Below are 17,520 nucleotides of genomic sequence, written 5' to 3'. Positions count from 1 at the left end.
CGCGCGCTTTCGACGAAGACGGATCAGGGGTTGATGACGCCCGTGCTGAGGAGTACGAGCAGCAGTGAGCCGACCGCGACGCGGTAGACCACGAACGGCAGGAAGCTGTGCTTGGAGATCCAGTTCATGAAGAACGCGATCACGCCGAGCGCCACGACGAACGCGACGACCGTGGCCACCGCGGTCTCGCCGAGCGTGAACACGCCGGGCTCGTCGAGGCTCTTGAACAGCTGGAAGAAGCCACTGCCGAAGACGGCGGGGATCGCCAGGAGGAAGGCGTAGCGCGCCGCGGCGGCCCGCTCGTAGCCCATGAAGAGTCCCGCGGTGATGGTGCCGCCCGAGCGTGACACGCCGGGGATGAGCGCGAGGGACTGGGCGAAGCCGTAGATCACGCCGTGGCCGATCGTGATGTCCTGCAGCTTGCGCTTCTTGGCACCCACGTGGTCGGCGATACCGAGCAGCACGCCGAAGAAGATGAGCATGCCGGCGGTGATCCACAGGGAGCGCAGCACGGTCTCGATCTGGTCCTGGAACAGCAGCCCGAACACGACGATCGGGATGCTGCCGACGATGATGAGCCAGCCGAGCTTCGCGTCGGGGTCGTTGCGCGGGATCCGGCCGAAGAGCGCACGGAACCAGTGGCCGATGATCCTGACGATGTCGCGCCAGAAGAACACGACGACGGCCGCCTCGGTGCCGATCTGAGTGATCGCGGTGAACGCGGCACCAGGGTCTTCGGCCGACGGCAGGAACTCGCCCAGGATGCGCAGGTGAGCGCTGGACGAGATGGGCAGGAACTCGGTCAGTCCCTGGACGAACCCGAGGATGATCGCTTCGAGAAGCATGGGCGCCTTTCAGCCTTGCGGGACGGATTCCGCGGGTGGCGGCATCCGTCCGGTGTCAGTAGGTGCGGAGCAGATCGGTGAGCACGGCCTGTCCGAAGACCAGCGAGTCGATCGGGACCCGCTCGTCGACGCCGTGGAACATGCCGGTGAAGTCGAGGTCGGCGGGCAGCCGCAGCGGCGCGAAGCCGTAGCCCGAGATGCCGAGGGCCGCGAGCGCCTTGTTGTCGGTGCCGCCGCCCATGAGGTACGGCACGACGGGCGCGCCCGGATCATGACGTCCGAGTGCGCCGACCATCGCGTCGACGAGGTCGCCCGAGAACGGCACCTCCAGCCCGATGTCCTGGTGGACGATCTCGACCTCCACGCCGTCGCCCGCGATGCGGCGGATGTCGGCGAGGGCCGCCTCCTCTGTGCCCGGCAGCACCCGCACGTCGACGAGGGCCTCGGCGCGATCCGGGATCACGTTGTGCTTGTAGCCCGCGACGAGACCCGTCGGGTTCGTGGTCGTTCGCAGTGTCGAGCGGAGGAACCCGGATGCGGCGCCCACACCCGCTGCGACGGCGTCGGGGTCGTCTGCGGGCAGGCCGGTGAGCTCGGCGAGACGCTCCGACATCGCTCGGGTGGTATCGGTGAGCGTCACGGGCCAGGCCGTTCGGCCGAGCGCCGCGACGGCCTCGGCGAGCCGCGTCACCGCGTTCTCGGAGTGGAGGCTGGAGCCGTGCGCGGCACGGCCGCGGGCCACGAGCCGGACCCAGACCAGCGCCTTCTCCCCCACCTGGAGCAGGTACGCGTGGCGGTCGCCGATCGGGATCGAGTAACCGCCGACCTCGCTGATCGCCTCGGTGGCCCCGGCGAACCATTCGGGTCGGTCGCGCACCACGAGGGCGGAGCCTTCGACACCGCCGTTCTCCTCATCGGCGAAGAACGCCAGCACCAGGTCGCGCTCGGGCTGCTCGCCGGAGCGGAGGATGTCGGCCACCGACGTGAGGATCATGGCGTCCATGTCCTTCATGTCGACGGCGCCGCGGCCCCACAGCATCCCGTCCTTCACGATGCCGGCGAACGGGTCGACGCTCCAGTCCTCCGCGATCGCGGGGACGACGTCGAGGTGCCCGTGGAGCACGAGCGCCGGCTTGCCGCTGTTGCGCCCCGCGACACGCGCCATGACGTTGGTGCGGCGCGGGAGGGGTTCGTAGTACTCCGGGGTCAGGCCCAGGGCCTCGAGGTAGGCGCCGACGTACTCCGCCGCCTCGCGCTCGCCGGCGGCGCGCCCGCCGCCGTGGTTCGTCGTGTCGAGGCGGATCAGGTCACGCGCGACGGAGGCGACTTCGGGGAGTCCGGAATCGGAGGAGGGCATGCGATCCAACCTAGCTGTCACTCGTTTCACACCCGTTTCGCGATGACGCCGTACGACCGGCGCGCCGAGGGGCCAGCGACGACGAAGGCCCCCTTTCGGGGGCCTTCGACATTCTGTGCGCGAGGGGGGACTTGAACCCCCACGCCCTATACGGGCACTAGCACCTCAAGCTAGCGCGTCTACCTATTCCGCCACCCGCGCAGGTGGTTTCCGGTTTCGCAACCGAGGAATGACATTACCACGTCACCGACCGTTCAACGAATCGGCGCAGGCCCGGGCGCGTCAGCCCATGGACACCCCGAACAACAGCCCGAGGGCATAGGTCACCGCTGCCGCGCCGAAGCCGATCGCCAGCTGACGCAAGGCCCGACGCAGCGGCGGCGCACCCGACAGGAGCCCCACGGCGGCGCCTGTCGACATGAGCGCGACACCCACCAGAACGAGGGCCACGACCACCGCGGTCAGTCCCGACAGGCCGAAGATCCAGGGCAGCACCGGGATGATCGCACCGGAGGCGAAGAACAGGAAGCTCGACAGCGCAGCGGCCCACGCGCTTCCGACGACCTCGCCGTGGTCGGCGGTGGCGATCGGACCGGTGTCGGCGCGCCCCTGCCCGAGAGCCCGCGCCGCTTCGACCGCGCGCCGCGCGCGAGCGGACGCCTCGTCCTCCGGCATGCCGCGCGTCCGGTACACCAGAGCCAGCTCATTGGCGTCGATGTCGAGGTGCGGGATGGCGCCGTCGGCGTAGTCGCTGGGCTCGGTCGCGGCCAGCAGCTCGCGCTGCGAGCGGACCGAGACGAACTCCCCCGCACCCATGGACAGCGCGCCGGCCAGGAGCCCGGCCACCCCGCTGAAGAGCACGAACTGGCTCGAGACGCCGGTGGCGCCGATGCCCATGACGAGCGCGAGGTTCGAGACCAGTCCGTCGTTCGCACCGAACACCGCGGCGCGGAAGGTGCCGGACAGCCGACGGCGGCCCCGGGCGGCGAGCCCGCGCACCACCTCGTGGTGGATCTTCTCGTCGGCGGCCATCCGCGAGGTGGCGAACGGCTCGTCGTCGTAGGGAGAGCGGGCCTCGGCGTTCTGAGCGAGGGCGAGCACGAAGATCGAGCCGAAGCTCTTGGCCATCCCCCCGAGCAGGCGCGTTCGCGTGTCCGGCCGTGGCAGTCGCGCCGGCTCGGTGCCGAGCAGCTCCAGCCAATGCGCCTCGTGGCGCCCCTCGGCCTCGGCGAGCGCGAGGAGGATCTCGCGCTCCTCGCCGGAGCGCCGCCCGGCGAGTTCGCGATAGACGTGCGCCTCGGCGCGTTCGTTCACGAGATATCTCGCCCAGCGGCGTCGATCGCGGTCGGTCGGTGCGGCGGGCGCGCTCACTCAGGGTCCTTCAGTCAGGGATCGGGGCGCGGTCAACGCTAGTCAGCGTCCGAGGGCCCACCGCCCGAAAACCGAGGATTGCCAGCATTTCGGGCTTCCGAACGGCCCTCGGCGAGTGCGGCGCGCAGCCCGTGTTCTCCTCGCGCCATGACGTGCGCGTGGGCGGCTTCGAACGCCGGTCGCAGCAGTCCCGCGGTGAGGTTCATCCACCGGCGACGGGTCTCGACGTCCCAGTGGAATGTGACGACGGATGCCTCCGCCCCTTCGGCCTCGACGGTCACGCTGCCTCTTCCCCGCAGGTCGCCGTCGCTCGTCGCGGCGATCGTGCGGCCGGGCTCCACCTCGCTCAGTTCCAGGCGCATGCGCAGGGCGTATCCCAGCGGGCTCCGCACGGCGAGCACCATCCGCTCCCCCACGGCCAGACGCCGCGGCGGCATGGGGAGCGTGACGGCGGGCCACCACAGCGGACCCGCACCGGGTTGCCGGACCGGGTCCCCGCGGGGTGGACGTGCCAAGACCATCCGTTCGACCTCCTCCCACGTGCGCGCGGCAGGTGCCGGCACACGCCAGCGCGACACGAACGAATACCTCGCGGGCATGCCCGGAGTCTAGGACGGCACGGCGGCGCGGCGTCAGGAGTGCACGCGCTTGCGGAGCACGTCGATGCGCGCCTGCAGCTGCGCGACCGTCGCGTGCGACACGGCGGGGCCTCCGCAGATGCGGCGCAGCTCTGCGTGGACGAGCCCGTGGGCCTCGCCGGACTGGCGGGCGTACAACCCGACGAGGCTGTTGAGCAGCTGGCGCTGCTCCTTCAGCGTGCGGTGGAGGGCCTGTGGCAGGGCGGGCTCCTCGGGGCCTTCCGCACCCGGGTCCTCCGCCTGTCGAAGGGCACGCGCCTCTCGTGCGGAGCGGTGGCGCGACTGCCGCGAGACCCGGGACATGAGCACCTCATGCACCTGGTCGGGCTCCAGGAGGCCGGGGATGCCCAGGAACTCCTCCTCCTCGGGGGTGCCCGGTACGGCGAGCTGGCCGAACTCCTTGCCGTCGAAGAGCACCCGGTCGAAATGCGCGAGCGAGCCCAGTGCCTGGTAGGTGAACTCCTCCTCGAGCGCATCGGACGCCTTGTCCTCGCGCTCCGCGGCGTCCATCAGGTCTTCCTCGGCGTTCCACTCGTCGTCGCCGTCGGAGTCACGGTCGAGGGCGTGGTCGCGCTGCCGTTCCATCTCGTTCGCGAGGGCGAGGAGCTGCGGCACGTTCGGCAGGAACACGCTCGCCGTCTCGCCGCGTCGCCTGGCACGCACGAAGCGCCCGATGGCCTGGGCGAAGAAGAGCGGTGTCGACGCGCTGGTCGCGTACACCCCGACCGCGAGGCGAGGCACGTCGACCCCCTCCGACACCATCCGCACGGCGACCATCCACCGCGTGGTGGCCTTCGAGAACTCCTCGATACGGGCCGACGCCTCTGCCTCGTCCGACAGCACCACCGCCGGGGCCTCGCCGCTGATCTCCCGAAGGATCGCGGCGTAGGCACGCGCAGCGGTCTGATCCGTCGCGATCACGAGGCCTCCGGCGTCCGGAACATGCTCGCGCACCTCGGTGAGGCGCCGGTCGGCCGAACGCAGCACGGCGGGGATCCAGTCGCCCTGGGGATCGAGCGCCGTGCGCCAAGCCTGCGAGGTGATGTCCTTCGTGTTGTCCTGCCCGAGCTGGGCCTCCATCTCCTCACCGGTCTTGGTGCGCCAGCGCATCTGCCCGGCGTAGACCATGAAGAGCACGGGGCGGACGACGCCGTCCTCGAGCGCTCGGCGGTAGCCGTAGGCGTAGTCGGTGCGCGAGACGCGGATGCCCTTCGCATCGGGGTGGTACTCGACGAACGGGATGGGCGCGGTGTCGCTGCGGAACGGCGTTCCGCTGAGCAGCAGCCGACGGGTCGCCCGCCCGTACGCCTCGCGCAGGGCGTCTCCCCAGCTCAGCGCGTCGCCGCCGTGATGCACCTCGTCGAGGATCACCAGCGTCTTCGCGTCCATGGTGAGCCGCTGATGGACGGAGGCCTTGATCGCGACCTGCGCGTACGTCACGGCGACGCCGTGGTACTGGCGCGCAGGTGCGAAGTGGCGGTTGCTGAAGGCCGGGTCGAGCCGGATGCCCACCCGTGCCGCCGCATCGGCCCACTGCGTCTTGAGGTGCTCCGTCGGCGCGACGACCACGATGCGGTTGACGACGCGACGCCGCAGCAGCTCACTTGCGAGGCGGAGGGCGAACGTCGTCTTGCCTGCGCCGGGGGTCGCCGCCGCGAGGAAGTCGCGGGGTCCCCCGCCCGGGCCGTCGGGTCCGTCCAGCCCGAAGTAAAGGTCGAGCGCCTCCGCCTGCCACGCGCGCAGCCGCTGGGCGGTGCCCCAGGGCGCGCGCTGCGGGTAGGTCGGGCTCAGGTGCTCGGCCGCGAAGCTGCCGATGTGCGGCTCGCCGCCCAGGCCGGTGTGGGGTGCGAGCGTGGGCGGTTCGGTGAGTTCGGGCGGCGATCCAGTGGTCGTTTCGTCCGTCACCGATCACACCTCCCCCGTAGACAACGAGTCACCACGATAGACGACCGGGCCGACATCGGGGGTCGTCGAGGCGGCGGTCGCGGCATCCGTCCCCTGTCCACGTAGCGCGGTAGCCTGTGTGTCGGTCACGAGCCGAGGAACGGAACCACGATGTCCACGACACACGATCGCCGCACCCCCTACGTCGCGAACGCCGGACCGCACCCGTGGCGCCGGTACGTCGCCCTCGGCGACTCCTTCACCGAGGGCGTCGGCGACCCCGAGCCCTCGGCGCCGAACGGCTACCGCGGGTGGGCCGACCGGGTCGCCGAGGTGCTCTCCGAGCAGGTCGACGACTTCGCGTACGCCAACCTGGCGATCCGCGGGCGGCTCATCGGCCAGATCGTCGCCGAGCAGGTCGAGCCGGCCATCGCCCTCAAGCCCGATCTGGTGACCTTCTCAGCGGGCGGCAACGACGTGATCCGCCTGAACGGCGACCCCGACGCGATCGCCCAGCTCTTCGAAGACGCCGTCGTGCGACTCTCGCGGGACGGCGCGACCGTCGTGGTGTTCACCGGCATCGACACCGCGTTCACCCCGGTGTTCCGGGGTATTCGCGGCAAGGTCGCGATCTACAACGAGAACATCCGCGCCATCGCCGAGCGCTACGACTGCATCGTGGCCGACCAGTGGGCGTTGAAAGAGGTGCAGGACATGCGGTTCTTCCACGACGACCGCCTGCACTACAACGCGCTCGGCCACCACGAGATCGCGCGCATGGTGCTGCGCTCCCTCAACGTGCCGAACGACCTGCAGCCGATGCAGCCCGACCCGCTCCCCGTGCGCACCTGGCGGCAGGCGCGTGCGGTCGACATGGTGTGGGCGCGCGAATACCTGGTGCCGTGGGTGCTGCGGCGCCTGCGCCATCAGTCCTCGGGCGACAGCGTCACGGCCAAGCGCCCGGATCCGCTGCCCGTCATCACGCTGGCGCCGCACGCGGATGCCGCAGCCCCGCGTGGCGAGAAGGCCTGACGTGGCGACGCATTTGATCACGGGCGCGGGGTCCGGCATCGGCGAGGCTCTCGTGCAGCGGCTCGCCGAACGCGGCGACGACCTGTGGCTCCTCGTGCGCGACGCCGGCCGCGCCACGCAGGTGCGCGAACGGTTCCCGGGGGCGCGGACCCTGGTCGGCGACCTCTCCGACCCGGCTCGGCTGTCGTGGGCGTTCAGTCATCAGAGCGTGCCGCCGCAGCTGGACTCGCTCATCCACGTCGCCGGCGTCGTCGAGTTGGGACCGGTCGGCGAGACGCCCGTGGCGACGTGGCAGCATCAGCTCAACGTCAACGCGGTCGCGCCCGCCGAGCTGACGCGGCTCATGCTCCCCGCGTTGCGCACCGCCCGGGGTCGCGTGGTCTTCGTGAACTCGGGCGCAGGTCTGCGGGTCAGTCCCGAGTGGGGGTCGTACGCGGCCAGCAAGTTCGCGGTGCGCGCGATCGCCGACGCGCTGCGCGAGGAGGAGCGGGCGAACGGCGTGCGCGTGACCACGGTGTACCCGGGCCGCACCGCGACCCCGATGCAGGAGAAGGTGCACCAGCAGGAGGGCGCCCAGTACGAGGCGGCGCGCTGGATCGACCCCGCCTCGGTCGCCGCGACGATCCTCGCGGCGCTCGACCTGCCTCGTGACGCCGACCTCACGGAGCTGACGGTCCGCCCCGGAGCTTGAACCCGCTACCCGTCGCGCGACGGGTCAGCGGGCGCGCAGCTCCCAGAGTGCGACCGCGCTCGCCGCAGCGACGTTCAGCGAGTCCACGCCGCCGGCCATCGGGATCGTGACGACGGTGTCGGCGACCTCGAGCGCGCGGCGCGACAAACCGTCGCCCTCCGCGCCGAGCATCAGGGCGACCCGCTCGGGCCGGTGCGCGCTGAACGCGTCGAGTGACACGGCAGCGTCGGTGAGCGCCAGCGCGGCCAGCTCGAACCCCGCCTCGTGCAGCACGCCACTGGCCTCGCCCCACTCCGGCAGGCGCGTCCACGGCACCTGGAACACCGTGCCCATGCTCACCCGGACGCTGCGCCGGTACAGCGGGTCGGCGCACCGCGGGGTGACGAGCACGGCGTCGGCACCCAGCCCGGCCGCAGCGCGGAAGATCGCGCCGACGTTCGTGTGGTCGACGATGTCCTCGAGCACCACGACGAGGCGCGCGCCGCGCACGACGTCCGCCACCGACGGCAGCGCGGGGCGGTGCATCGACGCCAGCGCGCCGCGGTGGACGGCGTACCCGGTGAGGGCCTCCGCGATCTCGGGGGCGACGACGTAGATCGGCACCGCGGCATCCGTGACGAGCTCGAGGGCGTCGGGGAGCCACTTCTCCTGCACGAGCACCGACCTGGGCGGGTGCCCCGCCGCGATCGCCCGGGCGATGACCTTCGCCGACTCGGCGATGTACAGGCCGCCCTCGGGCTCGATCACGCGGCGCAGCGCGACGTCGGTGAGATCGCGGTAGTCCGCCAGCCGGTCGTCCCCGGCGTCGGTGAGGGTGATCGCGCGCATCGCGTCCATCGTCGCACGCGGTGGCGGGCTCATCGGCTCGTGCCGACCGCCGCCCACGCCCGCGCGGTGACGGTGAACGGACCGTCTCCGAGCTCGTCACGGAGTGCGTGCTCGAGCCGGGAGACGCCGCTCGCGTCGAGCGTCGCGACATATCGGCCGGCCGGTCCGACTCCGAGGAGGAACGGCTCCCACCAGTCCGCGAAGCGGGGGAACGCCACGGTGCTCTCGACCACCGCCTGCGTCACCTGGATCAGACCGGCGCGCTGGAAGATGTCGGCGAGCTGCCCCTCGGCGGAACCGGCGAGTCCGGCCTCCCCTGTCGCATCGGGGGCGAGGCGGTGCACGACGCGCCAGAAGTCGGACAGCGGACCGCCCCCGCCGGCGTGGTCCCACACGCAGGCCGACACGAGGCCGCCTCCCGCCGTCACGCGGGCCATCTCCGTCACGCCTCGCACCGGGTCGGCCATGAAGTGCACCACGAGCTGGGCGAGTGCCGCACCGAACTCGCCGGCTGCGAACGGCAGGTCCTCCGCGGCGGCGACGCGTGCGTCCACCCGCGGGCACGACGCGACGGTCGCGGCGACGAACGCCGGCTCGGGGTCCACGGCGCCGACCCCCGCCGACCCGCGGCGCCGCACCAGCTCCAGCGTCAGCATCCCCGGTCCGCAGCCGACGTCGAGCACCCGTGCCGCCGGATCGACGCCCTCGAGCCCCAGGGCCGCGAAGGGAACAGCCAGCGGCGCCGAGAAGCGGCCCATGAAGCGCGCATACGCGTCGGCGCTGACACCCCCGAAGCTGCCCACGCGCTCATCCTCGCATGCGGACCAGCGCCGTAACATCCCGGAAAACCGCGAGGCCTACACTCGACGCGAAAGGGGGTGCGCCGTGATCACGATCGCGACCGGATCAGATGCCCGGACGACGGATGCCGTGGCCGAGGCCATCGCCGCGCTCGCCGGTCGCCGCATCGCCGTGCTCACCGGCGCGGGAGTCTCGACCGACTCCGGCATCCCCGACTATCGGGGCGCGGGCGCGCCCGTGCGCACGCCCATGACCGTCGAGCAGTTCCTCTCGAGCGACGCCTCCCGCCGCCGCTACTGGGTCGGCAGTCACCTCGGCTGGAAGGCGTTCGCCGCCGCCGAGCCCAACGCGGGGCACCGCGCGATCGCCGACCTCGAGGCACGGGGCCTCTCGACCGGCGTCGTCACGCAGAACGTCGACGGCCTCCACGTGCGCGCGGGCAGCCGCCGCGTCGTCGAGCTGCACGGCACGATGCGCCGGGTGTTCTGCACCCACTGCGGCCAGGTGTTCGACCGCCGCGATCTGGCGGCTCGGGTCGAAGACGACAACCCGTGGCTCCGCATCCCCGAGAATGTGCCGCTCGGTCCGGACGGCGACGTGCTGCCCGAGAGCACCGACGGCTTCCGCATTCCGCAGTGCAGCGTGTGCGGCGGGATGCTGAAGCCCGACGTCGTCTTCTTCGGCGAGTTCATCCCCGCCGAGAAGTTCCGCGAAGCCGAACAGCTCGTGCACACCAGCGAGGCGCTCATCGTCGCCGGGTCGTCGCTCGTCGTGAACTCGGGCATCCGGCTTCTCGAGCGGGCACGCCGCCGCCGCCTCCCCGTCGTGATCGTCAACCGCGGCGCCACCCGCGGCGACGGTCGCGCGACCGTCAAGATCGACGCGGGAACGAGCGAGGTCCTGCGCGCGCTCGCCGACGGTCTGCCCGCGCTGTCCTGACGCGGCGGGCTCCCAGAACCCGCCGGTAGGGTCGGAGCATGACCGCGCTGACCCTGATCCGTCACGGTGAGACCGACTGGAACCGCGATCGCCTGATCCAGGGCGCGACCGACATCCCTCTCAACGACACCGGCCGCCGGCAGGCGCGCGAAGCCGCCGCCCTTCTCCGCGAGCGGGTCGACGGCCCCGTGAGCATCGTGTCGAGCGACCTCGCCCGAGCCCGGGAGACGGCGGAGATCATCGCCGCCGAGCTGGACCTGGCGCCGCCCCGCACCTACGCGGGTCTGCGCGAGCGGTCGTACGGCGACGCGGAAGGCGTCGGCATAGACGAGTTCCGCAACCGCTGGGGCGACTGGCATTCGGCGGAGGTCCCCAACGCCGAGCCGTGGCCCCACCTGCGCGCACGCGGCGTCACCGCCCTCGGCGAGGCCGTCCGCGATCACCGGCGAGACACGGCTCCCGCCGCCGCAGGCCTCATCGTGGTCACGCACGGCGCGCTCATCCGCGAGATGATCCGCCACGCCACCGCCGGCGAGCTCCCGCCCGCCGGTCACCGGCTCGCCAACGGGTCGGCGCACGACTTCGTGTACGAGCGCGACCACCTGCGCCTCATCGGGTACGCCGGCTCCGTCGACGCCGCCGCCTGAGGCCCGCCCGGAACCCAGGCGCCCGACCCGCGAACGGTCAGCCGTCCGCGCGGGCGAGAACTCCCCGCGCGTGGCGCAGCACCGGCTCGTCGACCATGCGTCCCTGGTACGAGAACACGCCCCGCTCGCTCTCGGCGGCGCCCAGCACTCCTCGTGCCCAGGCGACGGTCTTCTCGTCCGGCCGGTACGCGGCGCGGATCACCGGCACCTGGCTGGGATGGATGCACGCGGTGGCGGCGAATCCGGATGCCGCAGCATCCGCCGCCTCGATGGCCAGGCGCTTCGCGTCCTCGATGTCGAGGTGCACGGCGTCGATCGCCGACTTGCCGCGGGAGCCCGCGGCCAGCAGCACACGCGATCGCGCGAGGCGGGCGACGTCGCGGTAGCGGCCGTTGGGCTTGCGGCTCGAGGTCCCGCCGAGGCTGGCGACGAGGTCCTCGGCGCCCCACATCAGCGCGACCACGTTCGCGAGCGCGGCGATGCGGTCCGCCTGGGCGACCCCCTTCGCCGTCTCGCACAAGGCGACGACCTCGAAGCGGGCATCGATCCGCGAGAGCCGCTTCGGCGACTCGGACTTGGCGACCATGATGCGCCGGTAGTCCGTCTGCGAGAGCGTCGCGAGATCCGCGGCGAACTCGTCGGTCTCGGGCGGGTTGACGCGCACGATCACGCGGGCGGGGTCGAGCTCGGACTCGATCAGGTGACCGCGGGCGGCCGTCTTGTCGGCCGGGGCCACCGCGTCCTCGAGATCGAGGATGACCGCATCCGCGCGCTCGAACGCCTTCGCGTACCGCTCGGGGCGGTCAGCCGGGCAGAACAGCAGGGCAGGACCCAGGTCGAAGCTCACGGGCTCTCTCCTTCGGGGGATTCGGAGACAGATTGCGGCGACATCCACATCAGAGCGGTTCGCGTCGCGACCGCCACCACCTCGCCGCGCTGGTTGCGGCCGGTGTGACGCAGGGTGACGATGCCCTGCCCCGGACGCGAGGCCGACGGCCTCTTGTCGAGGACCTCGGTCTCCGTGTACAGCGTGTCGCCGTGGAACACCGGCGCCGGGAAAGAGATGTCGGTGAGACCGAGCTGGGCGACGAGCGTCCCCTGCGTGATCTGCGAGACGGATGCCCCGACCATCGTCGCGAGCGTCCACATGGAGTTCATCAGCCGCCGGCCGAAGGGCTGCGACTCCGAGTACGCGGCATCCAGGTGCAGCGCCTGGGTGTTCATCGTGAGCGACGAGAACAGCACGTTGTCGGCCTCCGTCGCGGTGCGACCCGGTCGATGCAGGTACCGCGCGCCGACCTCGAGCTCGTCGTAGTAGAGGCCGCGCTGCACGACCTCGCGGGGGTTCGCTTCGACGTCGGGCCCGCCGGCGCCGCTCTCGCGGGCGTCGCTCCCGTCCTCGTGCGCAGGGGTCACGCCAGTCACGCTACCGTCACGCCACGCCGAGCGCCCGCGCGATGACGAGCAGCTGGACCTCGTTGGTGCCCTCGCCGATCTCGAGGATCTTCGAGTCGCGGTAGTGACGCGCCACCGGGTACTCGTTCATGAACCCGTTGCCGCCGAAGATCTGGGTCGCGTCGCGGGCGTTGTCCATCGCGGCATCGCTGGCGGTGAGCTTCGCGATCGCGGCCTGGGCCTTGAAGGGCTTGCCGGCATCCCGCAGCCGTGCCGCGTGATGCCACGCGAGGCGCGCCACGTGCACGCGCTGCTGCATGCGGGCGATCATGAACTGGATGCCCTGCCGCGTCGACAGCGCGTCGCCGAACACGGTGCGCTTCTGGGCGTACTCGACGGCCGCGTCGAGGCATCCCTCCGCCGCACCGGTGGCGAGCGCGGCGATCGCGATGCGGCCCTCGTCGAGGATGTGGAGGAAGTTCGCGAAGCCGCGGCCGCGCTCCCCCAGCAGATTCGCCTCGGGGACGCGGACGTCCTGGAAGGTGAGGGGGTGCGTGTCGGAGGCCCGCCAGCCGACCTTGTCGTACGCGGGCTCGACGGTGAAGCCGGGTGTGCCGTGGGGAACGACGATGGTCGAGATCTCCTTGCGCCCGCCGTTCTCCCCCGTCACCGCCGTGACGGTGACGAAGCGCGTGATGTCGGTGCCCGAGTTCGTGATGAACTGCTTCGAGCCGTTGATCACCCACTCCCCGTCTTCGAGGCGAGCGGTCGTGCGCGTGGCGCCGGCGTCCGACCCGGCCTCCGGCTCGGTGAGTCCGAAGCCGGCGAGCGCGGTGCCGGCCAGAAGGTCGGGCAGCAGCTCCTGCTTCTGCTCTTCCGTGCCGAAGCGGAACACCGGCATCGCGCCGAGGCTCACGCCCGCCTCGAGCGTGATCGCGAGCGACTGGTCGACGCGGCCGAGCGCCTCGATGGCGAGGCACAGCGCGAAGTAGTCGCCGCCCTGGCCGCCGTAGTCCTCGGGGAAGGGCAGGCCGAACAGGCCCAGCTCGCCCATCTGGGCCACCACGTCCAGCGGCAGCGTGTGGGTGCGATCGGCCTCGTACGAGCGCGGGGCGACGACCTCGTCGGCGAATCGACGCGCCATCGCGGCGAGCTCGCGCTCGTCGTCGCTGACGCCGTAGGTGTCGTAGGTGTCCATGGTGCTGCTCCTCCGGTGTCAGGAGTCGGTCGCGGGAGCCTCGTGGGCTGCGGCCGCGGTGGTCTGCGGGGGTTCGGCGAGGCTCACGTGCGCGAGCGTCTGGTCGCGGCGCACCTGGTCGCCCACGGCGACATCTATGCGGACGACGCCGTCGTGCGGCGCGACGACGGGGTGCTCCATCTTCATGGCCTCGATGGTGACGACCCGGTCGCCGGCTGCGACCATCGCGCCGTCTGCGACGTGCACCGCGACGACGGCGCCGGGCATCGGGGCACGCAGTTCGGGATCGGATGCCGCGGCCTCGCGCTCTCGGGCGGCGAGGCGCCGTTCCATCGCGGCGCGGCGGGTCAGCGGGCGCAGGCGGTGCGCGGCTCCCTCGGCGTGCACCCAGACCGCCCCTTCGTCGTCCGCGGCGGTGACGGGAGCCGGTCCCGGCGGCGCCGAAGTGGCAGTCGTCGTCGCGTCGTGCGAATCGGGGCGGCCCGAAGCGCCACCTTCACCCGGAACGGCGGAGGCGGACCTGGCCGTCGTGGTCGCCACCGGTGCCTCGAAGCGGCCCGAGGCGCCACCTCGGCCATCGCTCGTCACCTCGTGGACGACGCCGGAGTCGTCGAGCAGCATCACGGGGATCGGCACCGGGGGCCCGCCCGCGCGCCACCCGCGGAGCGATCGCCAGGGCGCCCCGGCGCGGGCGGATCGTGCGCTCTCGCCGAGATCACCCGAACCGTGCGCCGCGAACGTGGGCTCTCGCCGAGATCGTACGCACTCGACGGCGGCGCGCAGCGCCGCCCCGCTCGGTGCACCGGCCGCGTACGAGGGCATCCGGTCGATGAGGCCGGTGTCCATGTCGCCCGTCCGCACCCCCTCCTGTGCGAGCAGCGCCCGGAGGAACCCGATGTTGGTGTCGACCCCGAGCACCACCGTCTCGGCGAGCGCGGCGTCGAGGCCGGCGAGTGCCTCCGCGCGGTCAGCGCCGTAGGCGATCACCTTCGCGATCATCGGATCGTAGTCCGACGTGATCACGCTGCCGGACTCGATCGCCGCGTCGATCCGCACGTCGGCCGCCGGCCGCCAGGCGAGCACCTCACCGGTCGCGGGCAGGAAGCCGCGCTCCGGCGACTCGGCGTACACCCGCGCCTCGATCGCGTGACCCTCGAGATGCACCGCATCCTGGGCGAAGGCGAGCGGCTCGCCGGCCGCGATCCGGAGCTGCTGCTCGACGAGATCGACGCCGGTCACGAGTTCGGTGACGGGGTGCTCGACCTGCAGGCGGGTGTTCATCTCGATGAAGAAGAACTCGTCCGGGCTGTCGGCTGCGACGAGGAACTCCACCGTGCCGGCACCGCGGTAGTCGACGGATGCCGCGGCCGCGCACGCCGCCGCCCCCAGGCGCGCGCGGGTCTCGGCGTCGACCGCCGGCGACGGCGACTCCTCGATGACCTTCTGATGCCGCCGCTGCAGGGTGCACTCGCGCTCACCGAGGTGCACCACCGTGCCGTGGGCGTCGGCGAGGATCTGCACCTCGATGTGCCGCGGTCGCTCGATGAGGCGCTCGAGGAGGAGCGTGTCGTCGCCGAACGCCGCCGACGCGATCCGGCGGGCCGTCGCGAGTGCGTCCGGCAGCTCCGCGGCCGATCGCACGACCTGCATGCCCTTGCCGCCGCCCCCGGCCGAGGGCTTCACCAGGAGCGGGTACCCCGCGCGCTCGGCGGACGCCGAGATCTCGGCATCCGTCATCGCCGTGCCGTCTTCGCGGGAAGCGCTGAAGCCAGGAACCGTGGGCACGTCGTGCGCGGCGACGTGCTCCTTCGCGCGGATCTTGTCTCCCATCACCTCCAGCGCGCGCTCTCCTGGCCCGATGAAGACGATGCCGGCCGCCGCGCACGCCCGGGCGAACGCGACGTTCTCGGAGAGGAAGCCGTAGCCCGGGTGGATCGCCTCGGCACCCGTCCGGACGGCAGCCGCGACGACCGCCTCGATGTCGAGGTAGGACTGGACAGCGGCCGCGGGACCGATGCGCACGGCTTCGTCGGCTTCGCGCATGTGCGGCGCGCCGGCGTCGGCGTCGCTGTAGACGGCGACGGAGCGGATGCCGAGCCGTCGGAGCGTGCGGATCACGCGGCGCGCGATCTCGCCGCGGTTGGCCACGAGGACGGTGCCGAACATCTCGGCGGTTTCGATGCGGCTCATGGGTTTCACATCCGGAAGACGCCGAAGCGCGGTTCGGGAAGGGGGGTGCGCGAGACGACGTCGAGCGCCAGGCCGAGGAGGTCGCGGGTGTCCAGCGGGTCGACGATGCCGTCGTCCCACAACCGGGCCGTCGCGTAGAAGGGGTCGCCCTGCTTCTCGTACTGCGCCCGGATGGGAGCCTCGAACGCCGCCTGCTCGTGCGCCGGCCACTCCTCGCCGCGCGCTTCGAGCTGATCCCGCTTGACTGTCGCGAGGACCGAGGCGGCCTGGTTGCCGCCCATCACCGAGATGCGGCTGGCGGGCCACGTCCAGAGGAACCGCGGCGAGTAGGCGCGGCCGCACATGGAGTAGTTGCCGGCGCCGAACGACCCGCCGATCACGACGGTGAGCTTCGGCACGCGGGTCGTCGCCACGGCCGTGACCATCTTCGCGCCGTCCTTCGCGATGCCGCCCGCTTCAGCGTCGCGGCCCACCATGAAGCCCGAGATGTTCTGCAGGAACAGCAGCGGGATCCCGCGCTGATCGCACAGCTCGATGAAGTGGGCGCCCTTCAGGGCGGATTCGCTGAAGAGCACGCCGTTGTTCGCGACGATGCCGACCGGGTGCCCGTGGATGCGCGCGAACCCGGTCACCAGGGTCTCTCCGTACGCCCGCTTGAACTCGTGGAACTCGCTGGCGTCCACGAGGCGCGCGATGACCTCCCGCACGTCGTAGGGCTGGTTCACGTCGACGGGCACCACGCCGTACAGGTCGGATGCCGCGACCGCCGGCTCGAGCGACGGCACGACCTCCCAGGCGGGCTGAGCGGGCGGGGGCAGAGTGGCCACGATGTCACGCACGATCTCGAGCGCGTGCTCGTCGTCCTCGGCCAGGTGGTCCACGACTCCCGAGCGCCGGGCGTGCAGCTCTCCCCCGCCGAGCTCCTCCGCGGTGACGACCTCGCCGATCGCGGCTTTCACCAGCGGTGGGCCGCCGAGGAAGATCGTGCCCTGGTCGCGGACGATGACCGTCTCGTCGCTCATCGCGGGCACGTAGGCGCCACCGGCGGTGCATGAGCCCAGCACGGCGGCGATCTGCGGGATGCCCGCTGCGGAGAGGCGCGCCTGGTTGTAGAAGATGCGGCCGAAGTGATCGCGATCGGGGAAGACCTCGTCCTGCATCGGCAGGAACGCCCCGCCCGAGTCGACGAGGTACACGCACGGCAGCCGGTTCTCGAAGGCGATCTCCTGGGCCCGCAGGTGCTTCTTCACCGTCATCGGATAGTAGGTGCCGCCCTTGACCGTCGCGTCGTTGCACACGACCATGACGTGGCGACCGTGGACGAGCCCGATCCCCGCGATCACGCCGGCGGCAGGCGCGTCGCCGTCGTACAGGCCCTCGGCCGCGAGCGGCGCGACCTCGAGGAAGGGACTGCCCTCGTCCAGGAGCCGGGTCACGCGGTCGCGCGGCAGCAGCTTTCCACGCGCGAGGTGGCGTTCCCGTGACGCGGCGGGACCGCCGAGGGATGCCGCGGCCAGCCGCTCGCGAAGGCGTCGGGCGAGTTCTCGCTGGCCGTCGCTCGCGCGGGCGAAGGCGTCGTCGTGCACTGCCGCGGTGCTCAGCACGCTCATTCAGGCCTCCCGTGCATCCTCTTCGACGTCACGATCGGGTCACATCCGTTGTCCGGATGCGATCGCATTGGTTAGTGTTCACTAACTGAGCTTC

Annotated in this window: 16 protein-coding genes and 1 tRNA gene; 4 read left to right on the top strand and 13 right to left on the bottom strand. The window is 71.8% G+C overall.

The window, feature by feature from the left end:
* Positions 1-23: 23 nt before the first annotated feature.
* From ACN9MP_RS07985 to ACN9MP_RS07960, 6 genes are all read right to left on the bottom strand, one after another.
* Positions 24-845 carry an undecaprenyl-diphosphate phosphatase gene (locus ACN9MP_RS07985; protein ID WP_426325429.1) on the bottom strand — a complete coding sequence of 274 codons (822 nt, stop codon included), beginning with the start codon at positions 843-845 and terminating at the stop codon, positions 24-26.
* Positions 846-900: 55 nt separating this feature from the next.
* The gene (locus ACN9MP_RS07980) at positions 901-2,202 is read right to left on the bottom strand and encodes a M20/M25/M40 family metallo-hydrolase (protein WP_426325427.1); all 1,302 of its coding nucleotides are present in this window, start codon (positions 2,200-2,202) and stop codon (positions 901-903) included.
* A gap of 116 nt (positions 2,203-2,318) precedes the next feature.
* Positions 2,319-2,403, bottom strand: a tRNA-Leu gene (locus tag ACN9MP_RS07975).
* A gap of 81 nt (positions 2,404-2,484) precedes the next feature.
* Positions 2,485-3,573 (bottom strand): VIT1/CCC1 transporter family protein, encoded by a 1,089-nt coding sequence (locus ACN9MP_RS07970; RefSeq protein WP_426325425.1) that lies wholly within the window; start codon positions 3,571-3,573, stop codon positions 2,485-2,487.
* A gap of 38 nt (positions 3,574-3,611) precedes the next feature.
* On the bottom strand, positions 3,612-4,172 hold the full coding sequence (locus tag ACN9MP_RS07965; RefSeq protein WP_426325423.1) for a hypothetical protein: 561 nt from the start codon (positions 4,170-4,172) through the stop codon (positions 3,612-3,614).
* Positions 4,173-4,205: 33 nt separating this feature from the next.
* Entirely contained in the window at positions 4,206-6,044 is a 1,839-nt protein-coding gene (locus ACN9MP_RS07960; RefSeq protein ID WP_426325954.1) for a DEAD/DEAH box helicase, read from the bottom strand.
* A 222-nt stretch (positions 6,045-6,266) separates the two neighbouring features.
* On the opposite strand from ACN9MP_RS07960, the gene ACN9MP_RS07955 reads away from it, so the two are divergent.
* Together ACN9MP_RS07955 and ACN9MP_RS07950 are read left to right on the top strand one after the other, a co-directional pair.
* Complete coding sequence (locus tag ACN9MP_RS07955; protein WP_426325421.1) at positions 6,267-7,127, top strand: SGNH/GDSL hydrolase family protein; 861 nt, start codon at positions 6,267-6,269, stop codon at positions 7,125-7,127.
* Position 7,128: 1 nt separating this feature from the next.
* A complete protein-coding gene (locus ACN9MP_RS07950; RefSeq protein ID WP_426325419.1) occupies positions 7,129-7,818 on the top strand; it encodes an SDR family oxidoreductase in 690 nt (229 codons plus the stop codon).
* Positions 7,819-7,842: 24 nt separating this feature from the next.
* On the opposite strand, the gene ACN9MP_RS07945 is transcribed toward ACN9MP_RS07950, so the two are convergent.
* Together ACN9MP_RS07945 and ACN9MP_RS07940 are read right to left on the bottom strand one after the other, a co-directional pair.
* On the bottom strand, positions 7,843-8,646 hold the full coding sequence (locus ACN9MP_RS07945) for a TrmH family RNA methyltransferase (RefSeq protein ID WP_426325417.1): 804 nt from the start codon (positions 8,644-8,646) through the stop codon (positions 7,843-7,845).
* Positions 8,647-8,675: 29 nt separating this feature from the next.
* A complete protein-coding gene (locus ACN9MP_RS07940) occupies positions 8,676-9,449 on the bottom strand; it encodes a class I SAM-dependent methyltransferase (RefSeq protein ID WP_426325415.1) in 774 nt (257 codons plus the stop codon).
* 82 nt (positions 9,450-9,531) lie between these two features.
* Between ACN9MP_RS07940 and ACN9MP_RS07935 the strand changes: the two genes are divergently transcribed.
* Positions 9,532-10,386, top strand: coding sequence for a Sir2 family NAD-dependent protein deacetylase (locus ACN9MP_RS07935; RefSeq protein WP_426325413.1), 855 nt, complete (start codon positions 9,532-9,534; stop codon positions 10,384-10,386).
* 38 nt (positions 10,387-10,424) lie between these two features.
* A complete protein-coding gene (locus ACN9MP_RS07930; protein ID WP_426325411.1) occupies positions 10,425-11,033 on the top strand; it encodes a histidine phosphatase family protein in 609 nt (202 codons plus the stop codon).
* 37 nt (positions 11,034-11,070) lie between these two features.
* Here the strand turns inward: ACN9MP_RS07930 and ACN9MP_RS07925 are convergent, their stop codons facing one another.
* From ACN9MP_RS07925 to ACN9MP_RS07905, 5 genes are all read right to left on the bottom strand, one after another.
* Positions 11,071-11,880, bottom strand: coding sequence for an HpcH/HpaI aldolase/citrate lyase family protein (locus ACN9MP_RS07925; protein ID WP_426325409.1), 810 nt, complete (start codon positions 11,878-11,880; stop codon positions 11,071-11,073).
* Positions 11,877-12,365: a MaoC family dehydratase gene (locus ACN9MP_RS07920; protein ID WP_426325952.1), complete on the bottom strand. Its 489-nt coding sequence runs from the start codon at positions 12,363-12,365 to the stop codon at positions 11,877-11,879. The genes ACN9MP_RS07925 and ACN9MP_RS07920 overlap by 4 nt, the downstream gene beginning before the upstream one ends.
* Positions 12,366-12,465: 100 nt before the next feature.
* Positions 12,466-13,626 carry an acyl-CoA dehydrogenase family protein gene (locus ACN9MP_RS07915; RefSeq protein ID WP_426325407.1) on the bottom strand — a complete coding sequence of 387 codons (1,161 nt, stop codon included), beginning with the start codon at positions 13,624-13,626 and terminating at the stop codon, positions 12,466-12,468.
* Positions 13,627-13,644: 18 nt separating this feature from the next.
* Positions 13,645-15,816 carry a biotin carboxylase N-terminal domain-containing protein gene (locus tag ACN9MP_RS07910; RefSeq protein ID WP_426325405.1) on the bottom strand — a complete coding sequence of 724 codons (2,172 nt, stop codon included), beginning with the start codon at positions 15,814-15,816 and terminating at the stop codon, positions 13,645-13,647.
* Between the two features lie 5 nt (positions 15,817-15,821).
* Positions 15,822-17,426 (bottom strand): carboxyl transferase domain-containing protein, encoded by a 1,605-nt coding sequence (locus ACN9MP_RS07905; protein WP_426325403.1) that lies wholly within the window; start codon positions 17,424-17,426, stop codon positions 15,822-15,824.
* Positions 17,427-17,520 lie beyond the last annotated feature (94 nt).

This window comes from Microbacterium sp. E-13 (assembly GCF_049912955.1).
Lineage (GTDB): Bacteria > Actinomycetota > Actinomycetes > Actinomycetales > Microbacteriaceae > Microbacterium.
This window is presented reverse-complemented; position numbering and strand designations above follow the sequence as displayed.